This is a genomic window from Synechococcus sp. R70.1 (genome assembly GCF_047461675.1).
Lineage (GTDB): Bacteria > Cyanobacteriota > Cyanobacteriia > Thermostichales > Thermostichaceae > Thermostichus.
The window spans coordinates 31,802-51,568 of record NZ_JANSHR010000068.1; the positions used below are offsets into that span (position 1 = coordinate 31,802).

Below are 19,767 nucleotides of genomic sequence, written 5' to 3' on the forward strand. Positions count from 1 at the left end.
GGCTGGCAGGGAGGGGGGAAGTGGGCAGAGGGCTTTGCTTGGGTGTGTTGCTCCTTGGAGCTGGACTGATGCCCCGGTGGCCAGCCTGGGCCAATTTGACCTCAACCGCCCAGGGAGATACTTTGGGGCTGGAGGGCCAAATCGATAGCCCCGTGTTGCGCCGCTGGCTGCAAGGCCCGCCCAATCTCCTGGAAGAAATCCGCAATACTCCCGCTTTGCCCACCCGTTTGCAGGCGGGTTTTGAGTCGGCTTCTGCGTGGCGAATTGCCTTGCAGGACTTGCGCTTGGGGGATCGCCTCACCCTCAGCGGCGACTATCGCCAATCTTCTGAGAACCCAGTAGTCCGCCAGTACGGCTTAGAGGTGCGCTACTTTCTTGCCCCTATGGGATCCCGCTTCAATCTAGCCCCCCAACTGGGCTACCGCGCCTTGGAATTGGAACAAGAGAACCGCCGCCTCAGGGGTGTGAGCTATGGGGCCTTCGTTGTCTTGTCCCTAGCTCTCCAAGCTGCCGACTTAACCGCCAGCTACACCTGGCTGACCCCTCAGGAGCCAAGAGAAGTCCAGGTTACCCTGGCGGAGCTTACAGCTGCCTACGCTATCAGCCCTTCCTTTCGTCTTGCTGCCCGCTACAGCCTGCGCCACTCCACCCTAGCGCGGGAATCCAGCTTTGGAGTTGGCCTGGAGTGGATCCCTTAGCGGCGCACCGCCTGCACAAAAGCTACCCAGCCAAAACTGAGATAGCGCTCCAACTGCAGCCCTGCTGCTTCCAGGTGCTGGCGCAGCTCATCGGCAGAGAAAAAGCGGAGTCCTGTCGTCTCCAGCCAGCGCTGCACCACCTGCCCCCACCCCTGAACCGGCTGACTGTGCATGGACACCAGGATGCCTCCGGGACGCAAGATGCGAGCCACTTCCTCCAGACAGGGATCCAACGGCACCTCGTTTAAGGTGGCGCCGCTAATTACTGCCCCAAAGGCTCCAGAGGCCAGGGGAAGCTGCTCCGCCCGCGCCCGCACCAGGCTGTAGTGCTGCCATTGGGGCTGGGCTTGTTGGGCTGCCTCTGCCAGCACCCCCGCCGCATTGTCCAGACCAATCACCGTCCGCTGCGGATCCCTGGCTAGGAGGAGGCGGCTCCAGTACCCTCCTGCCGTGCCTAGGTCCAAGACCGGATCTGCCTCTCCCACCAGCTCGGCCAGCAATTGGCCTTCTCGCTCGCTGCCAAAGCTTTCCCCCGACAACAGCGACAGGGCCCAGGGCCGCCAGAGGCGGTCGTAACCCCAGGCAAAGCCGGGCAGATGGGCAATGGCTTGGGCTGGAGTGAGGGACAGCGCTGGCGAGGTGGCTAGAAAATCCACTGCCCCGGAAGGGAGGATGGGGTAAACCTGGCCACAGCGAGAACAGTAAACCCGATCCACAGCAAATCCTGGCTCCCGCGCTGGCGGCAGGCTCAGCCCTTCCTGACCACAGCTGAGGCAGCGGTAAAGATGAGCTGGCAGAGCAGACGGAAAAGAGCGCATGAGAGAACCCGACTCAAAAGGGCAGTTGCCAGGCCACGACCCCGACAACTACCCCCTTAAGCTAGTCCATTCGGCAGTCAGAGGGGATCCCTAGGCTGTCTTTGGGCTGGGCAAGCCAATCTTCTCGGGAATGGGAACGTACTCGGCCACAATGGCCCGAAACTCGTCCCCATCCAGGGTTTCCCGCTCCACCAAGGTGTCGGCCAGACGATCCAGCAGGGCGCGGTGCTCGAGCAGGATCTGCTTGGCTTTCTGGTAGCAGCTTTCCAGGATTTGCCGCACCTGCCGATCGATCTTAGCCGCCACATCTTCGGAGTACTCGACGCGGTTCATCCAGCCGCCGCCCAAAAAGACTTCGTTGTTGGGTGGATCCCACATCAGCGGCCCCAACTCGGACATCCCAAAGCGGGTCACCATTTGCCGCACCAGGTTGGTGTTTTGCTGCAGGTCGTTGCTGGCCCCCGTCGTCACTTCCGAGTAGCCAAAGACAATCTCCTCCGCTGCCCGACCGCCAAAACCGACCACCACCCGATCCAACAGCCAGGCGCGGCTGTACATGCCGGAGTCAATCTGCTCCTCGTTGGGCAGTTGCTGGGCAAAACCGCCGGCACCCCCAGAACGAGGGATGATGGTCACCTTGTTCAACGGATCCGCATGGGGCAAGAGGGTCATCAACAGGGCGTGGCCGCACTCGTGGTAAGCAATTAGGCGCTTGCTCTTCCCGTCCAACAGCGGCGGCTTGGTCAGGCCGATGGTGATGCGGTCGAAGGCGTCGTCGATGTCCTGGTTGGTGATGGCCTTATGCTGACGACGGGCCGCCAGGATGGCCGCCTCGTTGAGCAGGTTGGCCAGATCAGCGCCGGCAAAACCAGGGGTACGGCGGGCAATGGCCTCGAGGCTGACCTCTTCCGCCAGCTTCTTGTTGCGGGCATGCACGCGCAAGATCTCGTAGCGGCCCTTAAAGCTGGGTCGATCCACCGTGATCTGGCGGTCGAAGCGTCCAGGCCGCAGGAGAGCCGCATCCAGCACATCCGGACGGTTGGTTGCGGCAATAACGATGACACCCGAGTTGCCCTCAAACCCATCCATTTCCGTCAGCAACTGGTTAAGGGTTTGCTCGCGCTCGTCGTTGCCGCCACCAATGCCAGCCCCCCGCTGCCGACCCACGGCGTCGATCTCGTCAATGAAGACGATGCAGGGGGCGTTTTCCTTGGCTTTCCTGAAGAGATCTCGCACCCGCGAGGCCCCCACGCCGACGAACATCTCCACAAACTCGGAGCCGGAAAGGCTGAAAAAGGGCACTCCTGCCTCGCCGGCAATCGCCTTGGCCAAGAGGGTCTTCCCCGTCCCCGGGGGCCCCACCAACAACACGCCTTTGGGGATCTTTGCCCCCACGGCCGTAAAGCGCTCCGGCTTCTTCAGGAAGGTGACCACCTCCTGCAGCTCCTCTTTGGCCTCATCGATCCCGGCTACGTCGTCGAACGTAACGCCAGTTTTGGCTTCCATTTGGAAGCGTGCCCGCGACTTGCCAAAGTTGATGGCCTGCCCAGGGCCACCCACTCCCCCACCTGCCCGGCGCAGGAGTAAGAACAGGCCCCCTAGAAGCATCAGGGGAATCACCAGGTTGCCTAGAATGGCCCAGAAGGCGCTGCCATCGCGGCTAGGCACCACCGTCACCTCGATCCCCTTCTTAGTAAGGCGGTCTACCAGTTGCGGCACAGTCGTAGGCAGTAGGTTGACCCGATAGCGGGTGGAGCGCTGCGTCTGGGGATCGATAGCCGTAACTTCTGCCACCAGGTTGTTGTCTAGAAGGCGCACATCGGTAACGCGCCCCTCCTCGACATAGCGCAAGAAGCGGTCGTAGGTAAGGGCAGAGGCCAAGGCGGCGTGAGCAGGATCTAGGCTAAAGCCCTGCCAGAGACAGAAGCCCAGCACAAGAGCCATCAACCAGCGCTGGGGGGAAAGCAGCTTGTTCATAAGGAAGAAGGACACCCCATCATTAAAAGTCCTTTAACAAACTTAACCTCTTGCTCCTACCAGGCACAACCCCACAGAGGCTAGGGGATCCCGGCGGCAGTAGGTTCCTTTGCCCTAGCGGGCACCGGGGCCGAGATAGGGAGGCCATAGACACGTCGCCACATAGCGTCAGCTAGAGCGGCCGGCATTAGCCGCATCAGCCCCAGAGCCAACTTGCCGCCTGCAAAAGCAGTGTAGCGGTCGGAAGGATGAGGGTCGGTCATGGCCCGTAGGATCGGCTCTACCACCTTTTCCACTGGCCAGGCCATTCTGTTAAAAGAGCGGGCCAGCTCGGCAGCTTTGCCCAAGATGGCCTTGTAGGGGCCGTTGGGATTGACAACGGCAGCAAAGGTCTCTTCAGCCACGCGGCTAAACTCGGTGGCCACCGGCCCCGGCTCGATCACAATAACTTTGATGCCAAAGGGAGCTACTTCCACCCGCAAGGCATCGCTGAGGGCCTCCACGGCAAACTTGGTGGCGTTGTAGACGCCGCTGAAGGGCATCGAGATCTGGCCAGCCACGGAGCTAAGGTTAAGGATGCGGCCGCTGCCCCGTTCCCGCATTTGGGGCAAGAGGGCGCGGGTAAGGGCGTGCAGGCCAAACACATTGACCTCAAACTGGCGCCGCATCGCCGCCACATCCACCTCTTCCACGGGCCCCATTTGGCCGTAGCCGGCGTTGTTGACCAGGATGTCCACTCGGCCAAAGTGCTCTAGGGCCTTTTGGGCCAGCGCCTCCACCTGGGCGGTATCGGCCATGTCGGTGGGCACTGCCAGCGCCTCTACTCCGTGCTTCTCCACCAAGGTTTTGACCTCTTGCAGCAGCTTCGCGCGGCGGGCCGCTAGCACCAGGCAAGCTCCGCGTTTGGCTGCTTCCAGGGCGACGGCCTTCCCAATGCCGGCAGAGGCCCCCGTAATCAGCACCACCTGATTGGCAAGTGAAGGCATGGCTTTCCTCCCTGCAAACTTTCTCCATCCTAGATGGACTTCAACCTAGTTGCTGAGGGGGGAAAAGCTGATGCTACGATAGCGAAGCATGCCTTCGGGCGCTACTACGGACGAGTTCAACACCGATCTGTGGTTCGCTCTGCCCCCTTTCTTCGTCCCTCCCCGCCGCCGCCTGTTTCTGAGAGCAACCGACTGAAGATATTTTCCGGCAGTGCCAATCCAGCCCTGGCCCAGGAGGTAGCTCGATATTTGGGCTTGGATCTAGGGCCAATCCTGCGCAAGCGCTTTGCCGATGGCGAGCTGTACATTCAAATCCAGGAGTCAATTCGCGGCGCTGATGTTTACTTAATCCAACCCACCTGCCGCCCAGTCAACGATCACCTCATGGAGCTGTTGGTGATCATTGACGCCTGCCGCCGCGCCTCTGCCCGCCAGATCACTGCCGTTTTGCCCTACTACGGCTACGCCCGCGCCGACCGCAAGACTGCAGGGCGGGAAGCCATCACCGCCAAGCTGGTGGCCAACATGATTACTCAGGCGGGAGCCCACCGGGTGCTGGCCATGGATCTGCACTCGGCCCAGATCCAGGGCTACTTCGACATCCCCCTTGACCACGTCTATGCCCAGCCGGTTCTTCAGGCCTACCTCAAGGAAAAGGGCCTGCTGGAGGAAGACATTGTGGTTGTGTCTCCTGACGTGGGCGGCGTAGCCCGGGCTCGGGCTTTTGCCAAAAAACTCAAGGAAGCTCCGCTAGCTATCATTGACAAGCGCCGCCAGGCCCACAACGATGTGGAGGTCATGAACCTCATCGGCGACGTGCGGGGCAAGATTGCCATCCTTGTGGATGACATGATCGACACGGCGGGCACTATCTCTGAAGGGGCAAAGTTGCTGCGCAAGGCGGGAGCCAAGGCAGTTTACGCCTGTGCCATTCATCCCGTCTTTTCCGATCCCGCTATTGAGCGCCTACGGGGTGGCCTCTTTGAAGAGGTGATTGTCACCAACACCATTCCTGTTCCTCCAGAGAAGCAGTTCCCCGGCCTCACCATCCTTTCGGTGGCCAGTGTCCTAGGGGAAGCCATCTGGCGTATCCACGAAGATAGCTCTGTCAGCAGCATGTTCCACTAACTAGCGGCGCCGTAGCACTTCCAGGCGCACTGGGGCAAGTCCTGCGCGGACCATGCCCAGGGCTTCTGCCGCCCGCAAGGAGAGGTCGATGATCCGACCTGGGATAAAGGGGCCGCGATCGTTGATGCGCACCACTGCCTGGCGGCCATTTTTCAGGTTGGTTACCCGCACCTCGGTCCCGAAGGGCAGAGTAGGGTGGGCTGCCGTCATCTCATGCCGAGTGGGGTGCAGGTCGTACCAGGAGGCGATCCCTTCCTGCACTCGCTCGACCATGAAAAGGGGATCCTGCTGAGCTGTCCTTTGCGGCGGCCGAGCGGCGGCCCTGGCAGGTAGAGTGGCAAGCTGCGGCAAGGTGGGAGCGGGGAGAGGAGGGGCATCCAGCAACAGCCGGCGCAGCCGATTGGCGGCCAAAAGAGCGGTATCCACTGGGCGTTGGTTATCCACCAGCAGCACGCCCTCGTCAATGCGCAACAGTTCCTTGTCGTTGACCTGAACGGCATAGAGGGGATCTCCGGCTTGGAACTCCGTCCAAGCTAGGGTGATGGTGGTGTCTTTCAAGGATCCCTGCGCCATTTGGTTGAGCTGGGCCACCAGAGAACTGGCCCGGAGCAGCGGCGGCTCCAAGCGAGGGTGCTCGATAAAGGTGACGATGGGCAAGTCCCGCACATAGACGGTTACTGCCTGCCGCCCGTCCATTGCGTAGGAGTAGAGGGTGGCAATGGGTTGAAGAGCAGGCTGCTGCTGTTCGCCAATCTTGAGGATAGGCTCTTCAGGTAGCGGGGAGAAACTTGCCTGAGGGGAAAAGTCCTGCAGGTTCAAGGTGCCAAGTTTTGCGGGAAGGGAAGCCTTGGACTGGGGAGCAAAGACCAGATCGGCAGCAGGGGAGAGCGAAGGGTTTTCCAGCGGTAGCTCTGTTGCGTGGGTGGGGGCAGATCCCCTGCGGGCTGACGCTTGGGCCCTTGCCTCACTCAGCAGGCCCATGGGCCAGCTCAAGGCTGTGACACAGAGACAGCTAACCAAGCCCAGCTTGGGGGCAGGAGCCAGTCCCTGTCCGAGCCATTTTTGAGTTCGCATGAGGCCGCGCTCCTCTTCAACTCGTCCAACTTCCAACGCGAGGGTTAAAACAACGGAAGTTAATGTACCATGGATTCTTAAGGTGACGGCTTTGCCCGCCCAGGCGCAAAAGCCCAAGCCCAGTTATCACAAGGCCTTTCGGCATCTTGGACTACCGCTCAGCAGGGGTTGACATCGCTCGCGGACGCGCTTTTGTCCAAGGGATTCGGGAGCGCGTTGAGCGGTTTGGTGCAGGTTCCCCAGGACTTTTGGGGGGCATTGGCGGCTTTGCCGGCTTGTTTGAGCTGCCAAAGGGCTACCTTGCCCCGGTGCTGGTTGCCGCTGCCGATGGAGTGGGGACTAAGCTGGAGATTGCCCAGCAGTGGGGGCAGCACCGCGGCGTCGGCATCGACCTGGTGGCCATGTGTGTCAACGATGTGCTGACGGTGGGAGCCAGGCCGCTGTTTTTCCTGGACTACATTGCCACTGGCAAGCTGGAGCTGGAAGCCCTCTGGCAAGTCATCGATGGCATCTTAGCGGGCTGCCAGGAAGCCGAATGCCAACTGCTGGGAGGGGAGACGGCGGAGATGCCGGGATTTTACCTGCCTGGAAAGTACGACCTGGCAGGATTTTGTGTCGGGATCGTGGACAAGGCAGATATCCTAGACACGGCGCGGGTGCAGTTGGGGGATCGGCTGTGGGCCTTGCCCAGCAGCGGCCTGCACAGCAACGGCTTTAGCCTGGTGCGGCACATTGTGGCCGAGCGGCGCTGGCCTTGGGATTACCAACCCCCTGGCTGGGATCGACCGTTGGCAGAGGTGTTTCTCACCCCCACCCGCATCTATGTCCAGGCAGTGCAGAAACTCCAGGCAGCAGGGGTCAAGCTCCACGGCATGGCCCACATCACCGGCGGCGGCATCCCGGAAAACCTGCCCCGTTGTTTGGCTCCTGACCAGGCGGCGCGGATAGAGCCCCACAGTTGGCAAGTTCCGCCGGAGTTTCTCTGGCTGCAGGAGCAGGGCCAGGTGGAAACCTTGGAGATGTTCAACACCTTCAACTTGGGGGTGGGCTACGTGCTGGTGATCCCTCCTGAGGAGGAGAATCGGGTGAGATCCTTGCTCCCCGAAGCCTTCCCCATTGGGGAGGTGGTAGCGGCCCGCCCTGGGGAGAGCCGGGTCTTGGGGCTGGAGGAGTGGGGATCCCTAGCGCCTTGAGTCCCCACCAAAAGGGGGATGGGGATCCCCTGTGCTCCTGCTGAGCGTCGCTATGCTAAGTTTGCAGATGGCCTCGGCGTCTGCCTTAGGCCTTCTAGGCCAACAACTGCCGCTAACTCCCTAGGCGAGGAAGCGCCAATGACCGGTTTACCCACGGCTCCAGTAGCCAGAGCTGCCATTGAAGTGGAGCACCTCAGCAAAACCTACGGCCGCTTTACCGCCATCCGCGATATCTCTTTCCAGGTCAATGCCGGCGAGATCATGGGGTTTTTGGGGCCCAACGGCGCCGGCAAGACCACCTCGATGCGCATTTTGGCAGGGTATCTACCTGCTACGGAAGGAACGGCGCGGGTGGCTGGGTTTGATGTGCACGAAAACCCGATGGCGGTGCGGCAGCGCATTGGATATTTGCCGGAAAACCCGCCCCTCTACCCCGATATGACGGTGGAGGCCTACCTGCACTTTGTGGCCCAGATCAAGCGGGTCAGTGCCGGTGACCGACCTAGGCGAGTAGACGAGGTCATCCGCCGCTGCAGTCTGGAAGACAGGCGCCACACCCTTATCCGCAAGCTCTCCAAGGGGTACAAGCAGCGGGTGGGCCTGGCCCAAGCTCTGGTGCACGACCCGCCGGTGATCATCCTCGACGAGCCCACCATTGGGCTGGATCCCAAGCAGATTATCGAAGTGCGCAACCTGATCAAAAGCCTGGCAGGAGAGCACACCATTATCCTCTCCACCCACATCCTGCCGGAGGTAAGCATGACCTGCGACCGGGTGGTGATTATCAACCGCGGCCAGGTGGCAGCTGTCGGCACGCCCGCTGAGCTGACGGCTCAGCTGCAGGATCGGCAGCAGGCAAAGCTGGTAGTGGGGGCAGCCGAGGAAGCGGCCATTCGAGCAGCCCTGCAGAACCTGCTGCACGTGGAGGTGGTAAGTGTACAGCCCTTGGCCGCGGATCCCCCTCGCTGGCAGGTGCAGCTCAAGAGCAATGCTTCCGCAGAGGGCTGGATCCCAGAGGTGGCCAGGGCTCTGGTGCAGGCAGGGATCGACCTCTACGAGATTGGCCGTCCTCAGGCTTCTCTGGAAGAAATTTTCCTGCAGCTCACCACCCAAGAGGAAGCAGCAGGCGCGTTGGAGGAAGCGGCATGAACGGCGTGGTTGCCATTTTCCGCAAAGAGCTGCGCGGCTACTTCACCTCCCCCATTGCCTATGTGGTGGCGGCAGTGTTTTGGGGGCTGGCAGGGTTTTTCTTCGTCAACATCTTGGTGCGGGTCATCAATTTTTCCCAGCAGGTGGATCTGTTTGCCCAGTTTGGCCAGGAGAACCCTTTTGATGCTGCCACCATCCTGTCGCAGCAGTTTCTCAATCTGCTGGGCACCCTTTCCTTATTTCTATTGCCCATCTTCACCATGAGCTCCTATGCCGAAGAGCGGCGGCGGGGCACCATGGAGCTGCTGGCCACTTCCCCCATTACCAACCTGGAGGTGGCCCTGGGCAAGTGGCTGGCGGTGTGGGTGTTCTTCATTACCTTGCTGCTGCCGCCTCTGGTTTACCACGTGCTGGTGCTGAGCAGTTCTAACCCAGCAGTGGACTACCGCCTAACCCTAATGGGCTACGTAGGGCTTGCTCTGCTGGCCGGCAGCGTCATGGCTTTGGGGTTGTTCATCTCTTCCCTAACCGACAGCACCCTCATTGCTGCAGTGGCCACCTTTGGGCTCATCCTGCTGCTTTGGGTCATCGACGCTGCAGCGGGCCAGGAAAACACGTGGATTGCCGCTACCCTGCGGCATGTCTCGCTGCTGCAGCAGTACAGCAACTGGGTGCAAGGGATCCTCAGCAGCAGTAGCATCGTCCTTTTCCTCAGCATCATCCTGCTGGGGTTGTTTGCCACGGTGCAAGCGGTGGAAAGCCTGCGCTGGCAGCAAGGCTAGGGTTGTCCTGGGAGACGTGTGCTGATGAAGGATTGGCGGGTACTTGCAGATTGGACGGGGATCCTTGGGCTGGGCGTCATCGCCATTGGGCTAGTGGTGGGGGCTATCCTCACGGGCTGGACGGCTGTGCCGCTGAGCCTGCTGGCAGCAGGCCTGGCCCTAGTGGTGGTGTGGGGCCTCACCCACCAACGGGAAGTCGGCGTCTTCCTGGGCCTGCGCTCTACTCAAACCAACGCCAACATCCTGGTGGCGGTGACGGCTATGGCCGTCATTCTGGTGCTGGTGAATGTGGTGGCGGTGCGCTACGACCTGCGCCTGGATCTCACCGAGGAGGGCCTGTTTACCCTGTCGCCTCAGACCCGGCAGCTGGTGCAGGGACTGGCGCAACCTGTTAAAGTCTGGGCGGTAACCACCGCTCCCGATCCCAACCTGCGGGAACAGCTGGAGCGCTACCGCCGCCTCAACCCCGACCGCTTCCAGTTTGAGTTCGTCGATCCCAACCGCGATCCTCTCACCGTCCAGCGGCTGCAGGTAACCCAGAACAACACGCTGGTGGTGGAAGCTGGAAACAGCCGCCAGCAACTGCCCCAGCCACCCGCCCCTGAGTTGGAGAGTAAGCTCACCCCGGTGCTGGCCAAGGTGGTCAACCGCGGCGAGGTGGTGGCCTATTTTGTCCAGGGACATGGGGAAGTAAGCCTAGAAGCTCGAGAGGGCACCCCAACCCTGGCCCAGGCGGTGGCCGCTCTCAAGCAGGAGGGCTATCGGGTGGAGCCCTTGAACCTTGTCCAGGCCGAGATCCCCGAGGAGGCGGATGTAGTGGTGTTGGCGGGGCCGCAGCGGGCTCTGTTTCCTGGCGAGGTGGAGAAGCTGCAGGACTATCTCGCCAAGGGAGGGCGGCTGCTGGTCTTGATTGGGCCGCGGGTGGATGCCGGCCTGGATCCCTTGCTGCAAGAGTGGGGCGTGGTTCTAAAGGATGACCTCATCCTGGAGGTCAGCAGCATCAGCCAGCTTCTGGGGACAGGGCCAGCCGTAGCCTTGGTTACGGACTACGGGGATCACCCCATCACTGCCCCGCTAGCTGCCCAGCGGCTGATGACCCTTTTCCCTCTAGCTCGCTCGGTGGAAACCCAAGAGCGGCAAGGGATCCAAGCTACCCCTCTGCTGCGCAGCAGCCCCCAGAGCTGGGGGGAAACCAGCCCCAATCTGGAAAGCGGCCCACTGCAGTTTGAGCCAGATCAAGACAAGCCCGGCCCCCTAACCCTCGGCGTAGCCTTGACCCGCCGCCTAGATAGCGAGAAGAAGGAGTCAGAATCCCAGGGGGCGCCGCCAGAGGCCCGCTTGGTGGTGGTTGGCAATGTCAACTTTGCCCTCAACGGCAACTTGCGGCAGCAGGGCAACCGCGATCTTTTCCTCAACACCCTCAACTGGCTTGCTGAGCGAACGGAACAAATCTCCATCCGCCCCAAGTCCATTACCGACCGCCGTCTCACGTTGACGGAACAAAACTTCCGCTGGTTGATCCTGGGATCAACAGTGCTGCTGCCGCTGGTGGCGTTGGGATCGGGAGCCGTGCTCTGGTGGCAAAGGCGGTAGAGCTGGAGGAGGACAAGCATGTTCAAGCGCAGCACCTGGATTCTCTTGGGCTTGGCAGTGGCTGCTCTTCTGGGGTACTTCCTCCTTGACAGCTTTCAGCAACTGCGCCAGCAGCAGCAGGCGGAGCGGGCGCGGCTCTTCCACTTTGCCCCCGACACCATTGCCCGCATCGAGATCCGCCAGCAGAAAGACAGCCAGCCAGAAGTTATCCTCCTGGAGCGGACCCCGGAAGGAGAAAAGGGATCCCGTTGGCGCATCCGCCAGCCTATCCAGTCAGCGGCGCTGGACTTCCCGGTGGAGCAGTTGCTCAACACCTTCTCCCGCCTCACGCCTCAGCTAACCTTGGAGGAAGCTAACGATCTAGCTGCCTTTGGCCTGGATCAGCCGCGCCAGCAGATTGCCCTCTTCCCCAAAGAAGGGGAGCCCTACCGGCTGGCCATCGGCAATGACAACTTCGACGGCTCTGGCTTCTACGCCCAGCCCGAAGGGGGAAAAGTAGTGCTTCTTGCCAGCAGCCAAAAGGGATCCCTGCTGCCTTCCCTCTTGGCTTTGCGGGACAAAACCCTGCTGAGCTTTGATAGGGCAGCGGTGAACTCTCTCCAAGTGCAACTAGCCGAGGCAGAGGTCGTCCGTTTGCAGCGGCAAGAAGAGACTTGGCAGATTGTCGAGCCCCGGGTGCTGCCTGCTGATGACCTCAATGTCGACCGTCTGCTCAGTACGCTGTCTCGCCTGCAAGCGGTGGAGTTTCCGGCTGAAACCAAGGCGGAGCTAGCTTCCTATGGTCTGGAGCAGCCTTCTGCCCAGCTAACCGTTGAGCTTAAGGACGGCAAAACCCTGAGCGTAGCCTTGGGCTCGGAAAAAGAGGGCCAAGTGTACGTCATCACCTCTGAGCACCCGGCGGTGGCTACCCTCCTCACTAGCACTGCCGACATCCTCCGCGCTGACCTAGAGGAGCTGCGGGATCACCGCCTCGCCCGCCTCAACCCCAACCAGGTAGGTCAAGTTACCCTGGAGTTGCTGGAGGAGCGAGTTACCCTCAACCCTCTGCCCCAGGAGAAGGGATCCCTGGAGGTGCGCTGGGAAAACCCAGAACGGCCCGGCCAGGTAGTCAACCTCAGCTCCCTCTTTGCCAGCCTCAACGCTGCCCGCGCCAAGGAGTTCGTGCCCGCAACCGATCCCGACGCTCAAAAGGCCCTAGCTGCTCCCGACCTTACCCTTGACATTGCACCCAAGCCTGAGACGGAGCAGGAGCCTTTGACCCTGAGCCTAAGCTCTGCTGGCCTGCGGGCCTACGCTCGCAGCAGCCGCCAGCCCGATATCGCTGTGCTTGACCTTAGCACCTTCAACAGCATTGAAACAGAGGTCAAGCGTCTTCTGGAGGAGAAAGGGGCAGAGGAAGGAACGCCTGCTCCCACCGCTTCGCCCTAGGATGGCGGGGCAGCCACCTGGTTTGCCTGGGGCTGGGATCCCTTCTTCAGGGTCTCCCCTTGGATGGTGAGAACTGAGCAGGGGGCGCGGTGGAGCACGTAGTTGCTGACGCTGCCCAAAAACAGCTCGCTCAGGCCGGAGTGGCCGCGGCGGCCCACCACCACCAAGTCCGCATCCCAAGAGCGGGCCAGATCGCAGATGACCCGACCGGGGTTGCCGTAGTTGAGGCTGTACTCAGCACGGATCCCGTGCTCAGCCGCTTTCTCCACCAGCGAGCGCAGGTAGTCGATCTGGTTTTGCTCGAAGATGGCACATTGCTCCCGGTAGGACTGCCACAGCTCGGCCCTGATGGCGGAGCTATAGTCCACCCCCAGGATCATCGGCGGCTCTGGGGCACCCGGCTCTTCCTGAGACAGAACATGGAGGATCATCATCTCGGCCTGCATGGCTTTTGCCACCTGCAGAGCCCCTTGAAATACCCCTTCGCTCAGCTCCGACCGATCCAATGCCACCAAAATCCTGCTGAACATATCGGCTTCCTCCAGATGGCTAACAGCGGGGCACAAGGCAGAAGCAGCGTGACTTCGGGGTTGACCTCTGACCCCTTTTCCCTCGACTCCAAGCTCCCCTCTGCTCTGCCCCACCTATCTGTGTTGTAGAAGATTTGGGTGAGAAAACCCCAGATATCTTGAACGAACTAGGCAGATTGGCAACGAAAGTTCAGAGATCTTGACACCGGTCAGAAGGCATCGCCTTGGGCTGCCCACTCCAACACCGCCTGCAGCGCCTCGGCCTGCTCTTGCCAGACTTGATCGAGGGGAGTGCCCCGCAGGATTTCCAGCGTTAGGGTTGGGATCCGCCGTTCCTGCCCTGCCCAAGTGCCCAGAGAACCAGGGGTAGGGTAGCCAATAATGTCGGCGGTAATGGGCAAGCCGTTGCAAGCGGCCATCACCTGGGCCAGCTCAAGGGCAGGGCCGTTGTAGTTCACGCAGGGGTGTGCCTGACAGGAGTGGGCAGAAAGGATAAATTGGGGCCGCATCTGGGCCAAGCCCCCCAACAACGCCTGCGTCTCGGGCTCGGAGCCTGGGGCTGCTCCGGGCGGATAGCGAGCTTCCAAAGAGGCCGGGATCCAATCTTGGGTGGGCAGATTGCGGTTGAGATCGACGCCGTTGGCATTGAGCCGTTGCCCCAAGGCACAGCCATCCGGGTTCAGGCGTGGGATCGCCCATAGGGTCGCTTTCCCGGCCAGGGATCCCCATTTCCCAGAAGCCACATAGCGCTCGATCAGGGCATAGCCCTCCACCTCATCCCCGTGTACCCCGCCGAGCAGCAGCAAGGAGCGGATCCCTTGGGTGAGCTGCTAAAGGTGAATAGGACGCCCCTGCACCGAGTAGCCGATGACCCGCAGGGATCTCAAAGGTTCACCCGCAGCAAGTTCCTGAGACATGGGGGATCCCGGCAAGTCTCGCAACCGTTAGAACGGGAGATCGTCCGGCTCCGGTGGGGAAACCACATCCCCCTCAGAGGATTCCACAATCGCCGGTTCGCCCATCCCCGTCAGGGAGAGAACGCGAGCGGATCCCAGCTGATGGACACGGCGCGCGGTGATCTCGGCCAGCTTTTCCTTGCGCCCATCTCGCTCCACCACATTCATGTGCAGTTGGCCTTCCACTGTGATTTGGTCGCCCACATGGCAGGTGTCCACCACCCTTTTGGCCAGTTCTCCAAAAGAGGAAACGCGCACCTGGTAGGGCGGCTCCTCTGGGCGCGAGCTGGGGAAGCGCAAGAGCAAAGAGGCAACTGCCAAGTTGTCAGGTGTGTAGCGCAGCTCTGGCTCGCTCGCTACCTCCCCCATCAAAACAATCGAGTTCATAACAAAGCCACGGGAAGTTTGCTAGGGCCTTATATTTCTAGTCTGTGCTCTGGCCGGGATTCTGTCGACTCAATCCAGGCGCAGGGTCATGTAGCGCAGGACGTTCTCGTTGATGCGCAGATTCTTCTCCCAGGTGGCCACTGTCTTCGGCTCGGCCTTGTAGTTGACCTGGATGTACAGTCCTTCCTTAAACTTCTTCATCTCAAACCCGGCGAAGCGGCGCTTGCCACGGTTGGTAATTTCTAGCTCAGTTGCCCCGTTTTCTCGCAAGAGAGACTCCTGTTCGCTAAGGAGTTGGGCGAGGGGTTCCTCCGAGAGGTCGGGGCGCACAATCAGCATCGTTTCGTAAGCGCGCGGCATGGAAGCAGGTTCTCCTTGAGAATCCAACTTGAGGTGCAGTTGACTATCCTAGCTGCTCTTTCTGGAACCGGAAAAGCCACCTCCCCCCTCTGCGGCCAAAAAAGCTGGTAGAGCTCCGTAAGAGGAGAACCTTTCTCCGATACAATAGGGGGTGCTTCGATAGCCATAGCTAAGAGACTCTAGGGTTCCAAGCATGAGCGCCGAGGAAGTTTACCAGCGTGTTCGCAAGATTGTGTCCGAGCAGCTGGGAGTGGAAGACGACAAAGTAACCCTGGAAGCCAATTTCCAGAACGACCTAGGGGCTGACAGCCTCGACACGGTCGAGCTGGTCATGGCCTTCGAGGAGGAGTTCGATCTAGAGATCCCCGATGAGGACGCTCAGGGCATTGCCACTGTGCAGGATGCCGTCAACTACATCCTCTCCAAGAAGAAAGCTGCATAACCTGCGGGAGGATGGGGGCCTTCCCCTGATTTAGCGTTGTCTACAGATCCTGCCCTTGCTCCTATGTCCGTTCCACTCCCCTCCAAGCGTCGCGTCGTCATCACGGGGCTGGGGGCAATAACCCCGCTTGGCAATTCTCCTGCTGAGTTTTGGCAGGGCTTGCTGGCAGGGCGCTCTGGCATTGGGCCAATTACCCACTTCGACGCCTCCCGCCACGAGTGCCGCATTGCTGGGGAGGTGAAGGGGTTTGATCCCCTCGACTACCTAGATCGCAAGGATGTCAAGCGCACTGACCGCTTTGTCCACCTGGCGTTGGCTGCCACTCAGCAGGCCCTAGAGGATGCCCAATTTCGGATTACCCATCTCAATGCTGAGCAGGTGGGGGTGGTGCTGGGTAGCGGCATCGGCGGCATCCGGGTCTTGGAAGAGCAGCAGACCATTTATCTCCAGAAAGGGCCAGATCGCTGCAGCCCCTTTATGGTGCCGATGATGATTGCCAATATGGCAGCAGGCCACGTGGCCATTCACTTTGGCGCCAAGGGGCCCAATTTCTGTACGGTAACAGCCTGTGCTTCCGGCTCCAACGCCATTGGTGATGCCTTCCGGCTCCTGCAGCGGGGAGAGGTACAGGCTGTGATTGCGGGGGGTACGGAGGCAGCCGTAACCCCTCTGTCGGTGGCCGGGTTTAGCGCCATGAAAGCTCTTTCCACCCGCAACCACGCCCCGGAGCAGGCCTGCCGGCCCTTTGACCGGGATCGGGATGGCTTTGTCATGGGGGAAGGGGCAGGGATCCTGCTGCTGGAGGAGCTGGAGCATGCCCGCGCCCGCGGCGCCAAGATCTATGCCGAGATCGTCGGCTACGGCCTCACCTGCGACGCCCACCACATCACCAACCCCGCCCCCGCTGGCGAAGGTGCCGCCCGTGCGATGCGGCTAGCCCTTAAAGATGCCGGGATCCAGCCTGACCAGGTGCAGCACATCAACGCCCATGCCACCGGCACGCCTGTGGGGGATGTTGCCGAGGTGCAGGCCATCAGGGCAGTTTTTGGTGAGCATGCCCCTCGCCTAGCCATCAGCGCCACCAAGTCCATGACCGGCCACCTGTTGGGGGGAGCAGGCGGCATTGCCACCGTAGCGACGGCCCTAGCCATCTACCACGGCTGGGTTCCCCCCACCCTCAACTTGGATAGCCCCGACCCCGAGTGCGAAGGGCTGGACTTTGTCCCCCATAAGGCGCGGCAGATGGCTGTTGACGTGGCCTTGGTCAACGCCTTCGGATTTGGGGGGCACAACGTGACCCTGGCCCTGCGCCGCTATTCCGCCGACTAGGGGATCTTGCCCATGTCCACCCCCGAAGGCCCCTTGCCCTCGATTCGTCAGCAGGCTCTGGCTGCCCTGACTGCAGAGCTAACCCAAAGAGGCCACCCGCCTGAGTATGCCCAGCACATGGCGGCGGCGGTGATTTTTCAGGCCGATCTGGATCTCTGCACAGCCCAGTTGGCGCGCCTCCTGAGTTGGCTCAAGCAAAACCACCCCAATCTCTATCCAGAGGCAGTGCAACTGGTGGATGCCACCCGCGAGGAGTTTGAGCGGCGAGTTCAAAGGGGGTAGTGGCGGGGATCCCAGCGTTAGGATGGGGAGAGTACCCCTCATTCCTGATTTTGCCGATGGCGCCAAAAAGCGAGGTCGAGGGAGTCCCTGTAATGGCCCCTGCAGAGGCGCCGCACCCTGGGGAAGAAACCCAGCCAGCCAAGCCCGCTGTGGAGGATAGGCCCTCAGAATTGGCTGGGAACGGATCCCTGCTGCTCCAAGTAGGGGGGATGAGTTGTGCTGGCTGCGTCCGGACCGTTGAGCAGCTGCTCCTAAGCCAGCCTGGAGTGGTCAAGGCCAGGGTTAACTTGGTTACCGAGTCGGCCCTTGTGGAATTTGCCCCCGGGATCCAGCTTGACCCAGAACAGCTGGCCCGGATCTTGACAGAGGCGGGGTTTCCCAGCACTTTTCCCCAAAATCAGGCCCCCTTGGTAGCGGGCGAAAAGGCCCTGGACGCGCCCGCGGATCCCCTGGCCCGGCAGCGGCGGCAAACCCAAGACCAAATTCGCCAGGCCCTCGCCGCCGCTTTTTTGCTGCTTGTCTCTGCCGCTGGCCACCTGGATCTGTTCACCCGTTTGGGCTTGCCCGTTCTCAACGACGTCTGGCTGCACTGGGGGTTGGCGACGTTGACTTTTCTTGGCCCAGCTCGGGGCATTGTCCTGGACGGCTGGCGGGCGGCGCGGCGGCTAGCTCCCAACATGAACACGCTAGTTACCCTGGGATCCGGATCCGCCTACCTGGCCAGTCTGGTGGGGTTGCTGGCCCCGCAGGTGGGCTGGGAGTGCTTCTTTGAAGAACCGGTGATGCTGCTCAGCTTCATCCTGCTGGGGCGGGCCCTGGAACAGCAGAGCCGTCTGCGGGCTGCTAGCAGTTTGCAGGCTTTGGTGAGCCTGTACCCCACCTCAGCTCGCCGGCTGCGAGCCCAGAAAGGGCTTGGATCCGACTGGGTATCCCAGGAGGGAGAATGGTGCCCCATTGAACAAGTCCGGGTAGGGGATTGGCTGCAGGTGCGCGCTGGCGAACAGATCCCCGTGGATGGGGAGGTTATTGCCGGCCAGGCCATGGTCAACGAGGGCATGCTCACCGGGGAATCCCTACCCGTGCTCAAACAGCCAGGGGATCCGGTCGTGGCCGGGACGGTCAACCAATCGGGGCTGCTGCTGTGCCAAGCTACGCGCACCGGCAAAGACACCACCCTGGCCCAGATCATCCGCTTGGTGGAAGAAGCCCAGGCCCGCAAGGCCCCCATCCAGGGCCTGGCCGACCGGGTGGCCGGCTACTTCACCTACGGGGTGGTGGTGCTGGCCCTTCTCACCTTCGCCTTCTGGTACTGGGTTGGGATCCCCTTGTGGGGCAGCGAGCTCCTGAGGGGGGTCGGCCTTCACTCCCCTCTGCACCTGGCGGATCACCCGCCCCACCCCACCCCTCTGCTCCTCAGCCTTAAGCTGGCCATCTCGGTGCTGGTGGTGGCCTGCCCCTGTGCCCTCGGATTGGCGACGCCGACGGCCATTCTGGTGGGCACCGGCCTGGGCGCGGAGCGGGGGCTGCTCATCCGCGGCGGCGATGTCCTGGAGAAAACCCACCGCCTGCAAACGGTTGTCTTCGACAAAACCGGCACCCTCACCCAGGGGGATCCGCACCTAACAGATTGCCTGGCCCTCGACCCCTCTCTGGATCCGGCTCGGCTGCTGCAACTGGCGGCCACGGTGGAAAGCGGCACCCGCCATCCCCTGGCCCAGGCCATTTTGGGGGCCCTCCGCGAGCGAGGACTACCCCTGCTCTCTGCCGACGAGTTTTACACTCAGCCAGGCCTGGGGGCCTCGGCGCGGGTGGAAGGGCAAGAGGTCATCTTGGCCTCCTTAGAGGGGCTGGCCGCCCTAGGGATCCCGATTTCCCCGCAAGCGCAGGCCCAAGCCCAGGCGCTGCTACAAGCTGGCAAAACGGTGGTGGGGGTGGCCGTGGCGGGATCCCTGGTGGGGCTGTTGGCGGCCCAGGATCCCTTGCGGCCTGATGCCCAGGCAACGCTGCAACAGCTCCAGAAAATGGGCCTACAGGTGGTCTTACTGACTGGGGATCGGGCCGAGGTGGCTCACCAGGTGGCCCAAGCTTTGCAGGTGCCAGGGATCCGCGTCATCGCCGAGGTGCAGCCAGCCGACAAGGCTCAAGTCATCCGAGATCTGCAGGCCCAGGGCCAGAGAGTTGCCATGGTGGGCGATGGCATCAACGATGCACCGGCTTTAGCCCAGGCCGATGTGGGCATTGCCCTGCACTCTGCTACTGCTGCCGCTCTGGAGACTGCCGATATCATCCTCATGCGCAACCGCCTCTGGGACGTAGTGGAAGCCATCCGTCTCAGCCGCGCCACCTTTCACAAGATCCAGCAAAACCTCCTCTGCGCTATTGGCTACAACCTGCTGGGGATCCCGCTGGCAGCAGGGGTGCTCCTGCCCGCCTTTGGTATTGGCCTGAGCCCGGCAATGGCTGGGGGTCTCATGGCCTTGAGCTCCCTCAGTGTAACCCTCAATTCGATTCTCTTGAGGAGAACATTTGTGCCCCGTGAATTTTCGAGTAGCTACAGCTAAAAAGTGTTAGAGGCTGCGAACAACCGAACATTGATTGTTAAATATTTGTTAATCTTCCGAGTTTTTACCGAGCTTCTGACATAGCAACTGCTGC

The 19,767-nt window shown here is 61.4% G+C and carries 19 protein-coding genes; 11 read left to right on the forward strand and 8 right to left on the reverse strand.

Features of this window, described 5'->3' with window-relative positions; all coding sequences use genetic code 11:
- Positions 1 to 68: 68 nt before the first annotated feature.
- On the forward strand, positions 69 to 698 hold the full coding sequence (locus tag NW807_RS08335) for a hypothetical protein (protein ID WP_414425804.1): 630 nt from the start codon (positions 69 to 71) through the stop codon (positions 696 to 698).
- On the opposite strand, the gene NW807_RS08340 is transcribed toward NW807_RS08335, so the two are convergent.
- The 3 genes from NW807_RS08340 to NW807_RS08350 all read right to left on the reverse strand — a co-directional run bounded on the left by NW807_RS08340 (position 695) and on the right by NW807_RS08350 (position 4,479).
- Positions 695 to 1,516, reverse strand: coding sequence for a class I SAM-dependent methyltransferase (locus NW807_RS08340; protein WP_414425805.1), 822 nt, complete (start codon positions 1,514 to 1,516; stop codon positions 695 to 697). The two genes, NW807_RS08335 and NW807_RS08340, sit on opposite strands and share 4 nt — an antisense overlap.
- Positions 1,517 to 1,606: 90 nt before the next feature.
- On the reverse strand, positions 1,607 to 3,493 hold the full coding sequence (gene ftsH, locus NW807_RS08345) for an ATP-dependent zinc metalloprotease FtsH (RefSeq protein ID WP_414425806.1): 1,887 nt from the start codon (positions 3,491 to 3,493) through the stop codon (positions 1,607 to 1,609).
- An 80-nt stretch (positions 3,494 to 3,573) separates the two neighbouring features.
- A complete protein-coding gene (locus NW807_RS08350; RefSeq protein ID WP_414425807.1) occupies positions 3,574 to 4,479 on the reverse strand; it encodes an SDR family oxidoreductase in 906 nt (301 codons plus the stop codon).
- 129 nt (positions 4,480 to 4,608) lie between these two features.
- Between NW807_RS08350 and NW807_RS08355 the strand changes: the two genes are divergently transcribed.
- The gene (locus NW807_RS08355; protein WP_414405331.1) at positions 4,609 to 5,607 is read left to right on the forward strand and encodes a ribose-phosphate pyrophosphokinase; all 999 of its coding nucleotides are present in this window, start codon (positions 4,609 to 4,611) and stop codon (positions 5,605 to 5,607) included.
- On the opposite strand, the gene NW807_RS08360 is transcribed toward NW807_RS08355, so the two are convergent.
- Positions 5,608 to 6,588 carry a septal ring lytic transglycosylase RlpA family protein gene (locus tag NW807_RS08360; protein WP_414425808.1) on the reverse strand — a complete coding sequence of 327 codons (981 nt, stop codon included), beginning with the start codon at positions 6,586 to 6,588 and terminating at the stop codon, positions 5,608 to 5,610. It lies immediately after the preceding gene.
- Between the two features lie 239 nt (positions 6,589 to 6,827).
- Between NW807_RS08360 and purM the strand changes: the two genes are divergently transcribed.
- From purM to NW807_RS08385, 5 genes are all read left to right on the forward strand, one after another.
- Positions 6,828 to 7,874: a phosphoribosylformylglycinamidine cyclo-ligase gene (gene purM / locus NW807_RS08365; protein ID WP_414425809.1), complete on the forward strand. Its 1,047-nt coding sequence runs from the start codon at positions 6,828 to 6,830 to the stop codon at positions 7,872 to 7,874.
- A gap of 138 nt (positions 7,875 to 8,012) precedes the next feature.
- Complete coding sequence (locus tag NW807_RS08370) at positions 8,013 to 9,023, forward strand: ABC transporter ATP-binding protein (RefSeq protein WP_414425810.1); 1,011 nt, start codon at positions 8,013 to 8,015, stop codon at positions 9,021 to 9,023.
- The gene (locus NW807_RS08375; protein ID WP_414393689.1) at positions 9,020 to 9,805 is read left to right on the forward strand and encodes an ABC transporter permease; all 786 of its coding nucleotides are present in this window, start codon (positions 9,020 to 9,022) and stop codon (positions 9,803 to 9,805) included. Before NW807_RS08370 ends, NW807_RS08375 begins: the two co-directional genes overlap by 4 nt.
- A gap of 24 nt (positions 9,806 to 9,829) precedes the next feature.
- Positions 9,830 to 11,398 (forward strand): GldG family protein, encoded by a 1,569-nt coding sequence (locus tag NW807_RS08380; protein ID WP_414425811.1) that lies wholly within the window; start codon positions 9,830 to 9,832, stop codon positions 11,396 to 11,398.
- Positions 11,399 to 11,416: 18 nt separating this feature from the next.
- Positions 11,417 to 12,826, forward strand: a complete 1,410-nt coding sequence (locus tag NW807_RS08385) for a DUF4340 domain-containing protein (protein WP_414425812.1) — start codon at positions 11,417 to 11,419, stop codon at positions 12,824 to 12,826.
- Here the strand turns inward: NW807_RS08385 and NW807_RS08390 are convergent.
- The 4 genes from NW807_RS08390 to rpsF form a co-directional block, all read right to left on the reverse strand.
- Positions 12,823 to 13,470, reverse strand: coding sequence for a universal stress protein (locus NW807_RS08390; RefSeq protein ID WP_414425813.1), 648 nt, complete (start codon positions 13,468 to 13,470; stop codon positions 12,823 to 12,825). The genes NW807_RS08385 and NW807_RS08390 overlap by 4 nt on opposite strands.
- A 95-nt stretch (positions 13,471 to 13,565) precedes the next feature.
- Positions 13,566 to 14,162, reverse strand: a complete 597-nt coding sequence (locus NW807_RS08395) for a M14 family zinc carboxypeptidase (RefSeq protein WP_414425814.1) — start codon at positions 14,160 to 14,162, stop codon at positions 13,566 to 13,568.
- Between the two features lie 138 nt (positions 14,163 to 14,300).
- Positions 14,301 to 14,699 carry a single-stranded DNA-binding protein gene (locus NW807_RS08400; RefSeq protein ID WP_414405338.1) on the reverse strand — a complete coding sequence of 133 codons (399 nt, stop codon included), beginning with the start codon at positions 14,697 to 14,699 and terminating at the stop codon, positions 14,301 to 14,303.
- A 69-nt stretch (positions 14,700 to 14,768) separates the two neighbouring features.
- Positions 14,769 to 15,059, reverse strand: coding sequence for a 30S ribosomal protein S6 (gene rpsF, locus NW807_RS08405; RefSeq protein ID WP_414393677.1), 291 nt, complete (start codon positions 15,057 to 15,059; stop codon positions 14,769 to 14,771).
- Between the two features lie 193 nt (positions 15,060 to 15,252).
- Between rpsF and NW807_RS08410 the strand changes: the two genes are divergently transcribed.
- The 4 genes from NW807_RS08410 to NW807_RS08425 all read left to right on the forward strand — a co-directional run bounded on the left by NW807_RS08410 (position 15,253) and on the right by NW807_RS08425 (position 19,673).
- Positions 15,253 to 15,501 (forward strand): acyl carrier protein, encoded by a 249-nt coding sequence (locus tag NW807_RS08410; protein WP_414393674.1) that lies wholly within the window; start codon positions 15,253 to 15,255, stop codon positions 15,499 to 15,501.
- Positions 15,502 to 15,564: 63 nt separating this feature from the next.
- Entirely contained in the window at positions 15,565 to 16,830 is a 1,266-nt protein-coding gene (gene fabF, locus NW807_RS08415; protein ID WP_414425815.1) for a beta-ketoacyl-ACP synthase II, read from the forward strand.
- A gap of 12 nt (positions 16,831 to 16,842) precedes the next feature.
- Positions 16,843 to 17,112 (forward strand): hypothetical protein, encoded by a 270-nt coding sequence (locus tag NW807_RS08420; protein WP_414393669.1) that lies wholly within the window; start codon positions 16,843 to 16,845, stop codon positions 17,110 to 17,112.
- 92 nt (positions 17,113 to 17,204) lie between these two features.
- Positions 17,205 to 19,673, forward strand: coding sequence for a heavy metal translocating P-type ATPase (locus tag NW807_RS08425; RefSeq protein WP_414425816.1), 2,469 nt, complete (start codon positions 17,205 to 17,207; stop codon positions 19,671 to 19,673).
- Positions 19,674 to 19,767: the final 94 nt, after the last annotated feature.

Coding starts and splice junctions, on each gene's coding strand:
- NW807_RS08400 (WP_414405338.1), bottom strand. CDS start 14,699: ATGAACTCGATTGTTTTGATGGGGGAGGTAGCGAGCGAGCCAGAGCTG.
- NW807_RS08340 (WP_414425805.1), bottom strand. CDS start 1,516: ATGCGCTCTTTTCCGTCTGCTCTGCCAGCTCATCTTTACCGCTGCCTC.
- NW807_RS08380 (WP_414425811.1), top strand. CDS start 9,830: ATGAAGGATTGGCGGGTACTTGCAGATTGGACGGGGATCCTTGGGCTG.
- NW807_RS08335 (WP_414425804.1), top strand. CDS start 69: ATGCCCCGGTGGCCAGCCTGGGCCAATTTGACCTCAACCGCCCAGGGA.
- NW807_RS08370 (WP_414425810.1), top strand. CDS start 8,013: ATGACCGGTTTACCCACGGCTCCAGTAGCCAGAGCTGCCATTGAAGTG.
- NW807_RS08360 (WP_414425808.1), bottom strand. CDS start 6,588: ATGGGCCTGCTGAGTGAGGCAAGGGCCCAAGCGTCAGCCCGCAGGGGA.
- rpsF (WP_414393677.1), bottom strand. CDS start 15,059: ATGCCGCGCGCTTACGAAACGATGCTGATTGTGCGCCCCGACCTCTCG.
- NW807_RS08410 (WP_414393674.1), top strand. CDS start 15,253: ATGAGCGCCGAGGAAGTTTACCAGCGTGTTCGCAAGATTGTGTCCGAG.
- ftsH (WP_414425806.1), bottom strand. CDS start 3,493: ATGAACAAGCTGCTTTCCCCCCAGCGCTGGTTGATGGCTCTTGTGCTG.
- NW807_RS08385 (WP_414425812.1), top strand. CDS start 11,417: ATGTTCAAGCGCAGCACCTGGATTCTCTTGGGCTTGGCAGTGGCTGCT.
- fabF (WP_414425815.1), top strand. CDS start 15,565: ATGTCCGTTCCACTCCCCTCCAAGCGTCGCGTCGTCATCACGGGGCTG.
- NW807_RS08350 (WP_414425807.1), bottom strand. CDS start 4,479: ATGCCTTCACTTGCCAATCAGGTGGTGCTGATTACGGGGGCCTCTGCC.
- NW807_RS08420 (WP_414393669.1), top strand. CDS start 16,843: ATGTCCACCCCCGAAGGCCCCTTGCCCTCGATTCGTCAGCAGGCTCTG.
- NW807_RS08375 (WP_414393689.1), top strand. CDS start 9,020: ATGAACGGCGTGGTTGCCATTTTCCGCAAAGAGCTGCGCGGCTACTTC.
- NW807_RS08425 (WP_414425816.1), top strand. CDS start 17,205: ATGGCCCCTGCAGAGGCGCCGCACCCTGGGGAAGAAACCCAGCCAGCC.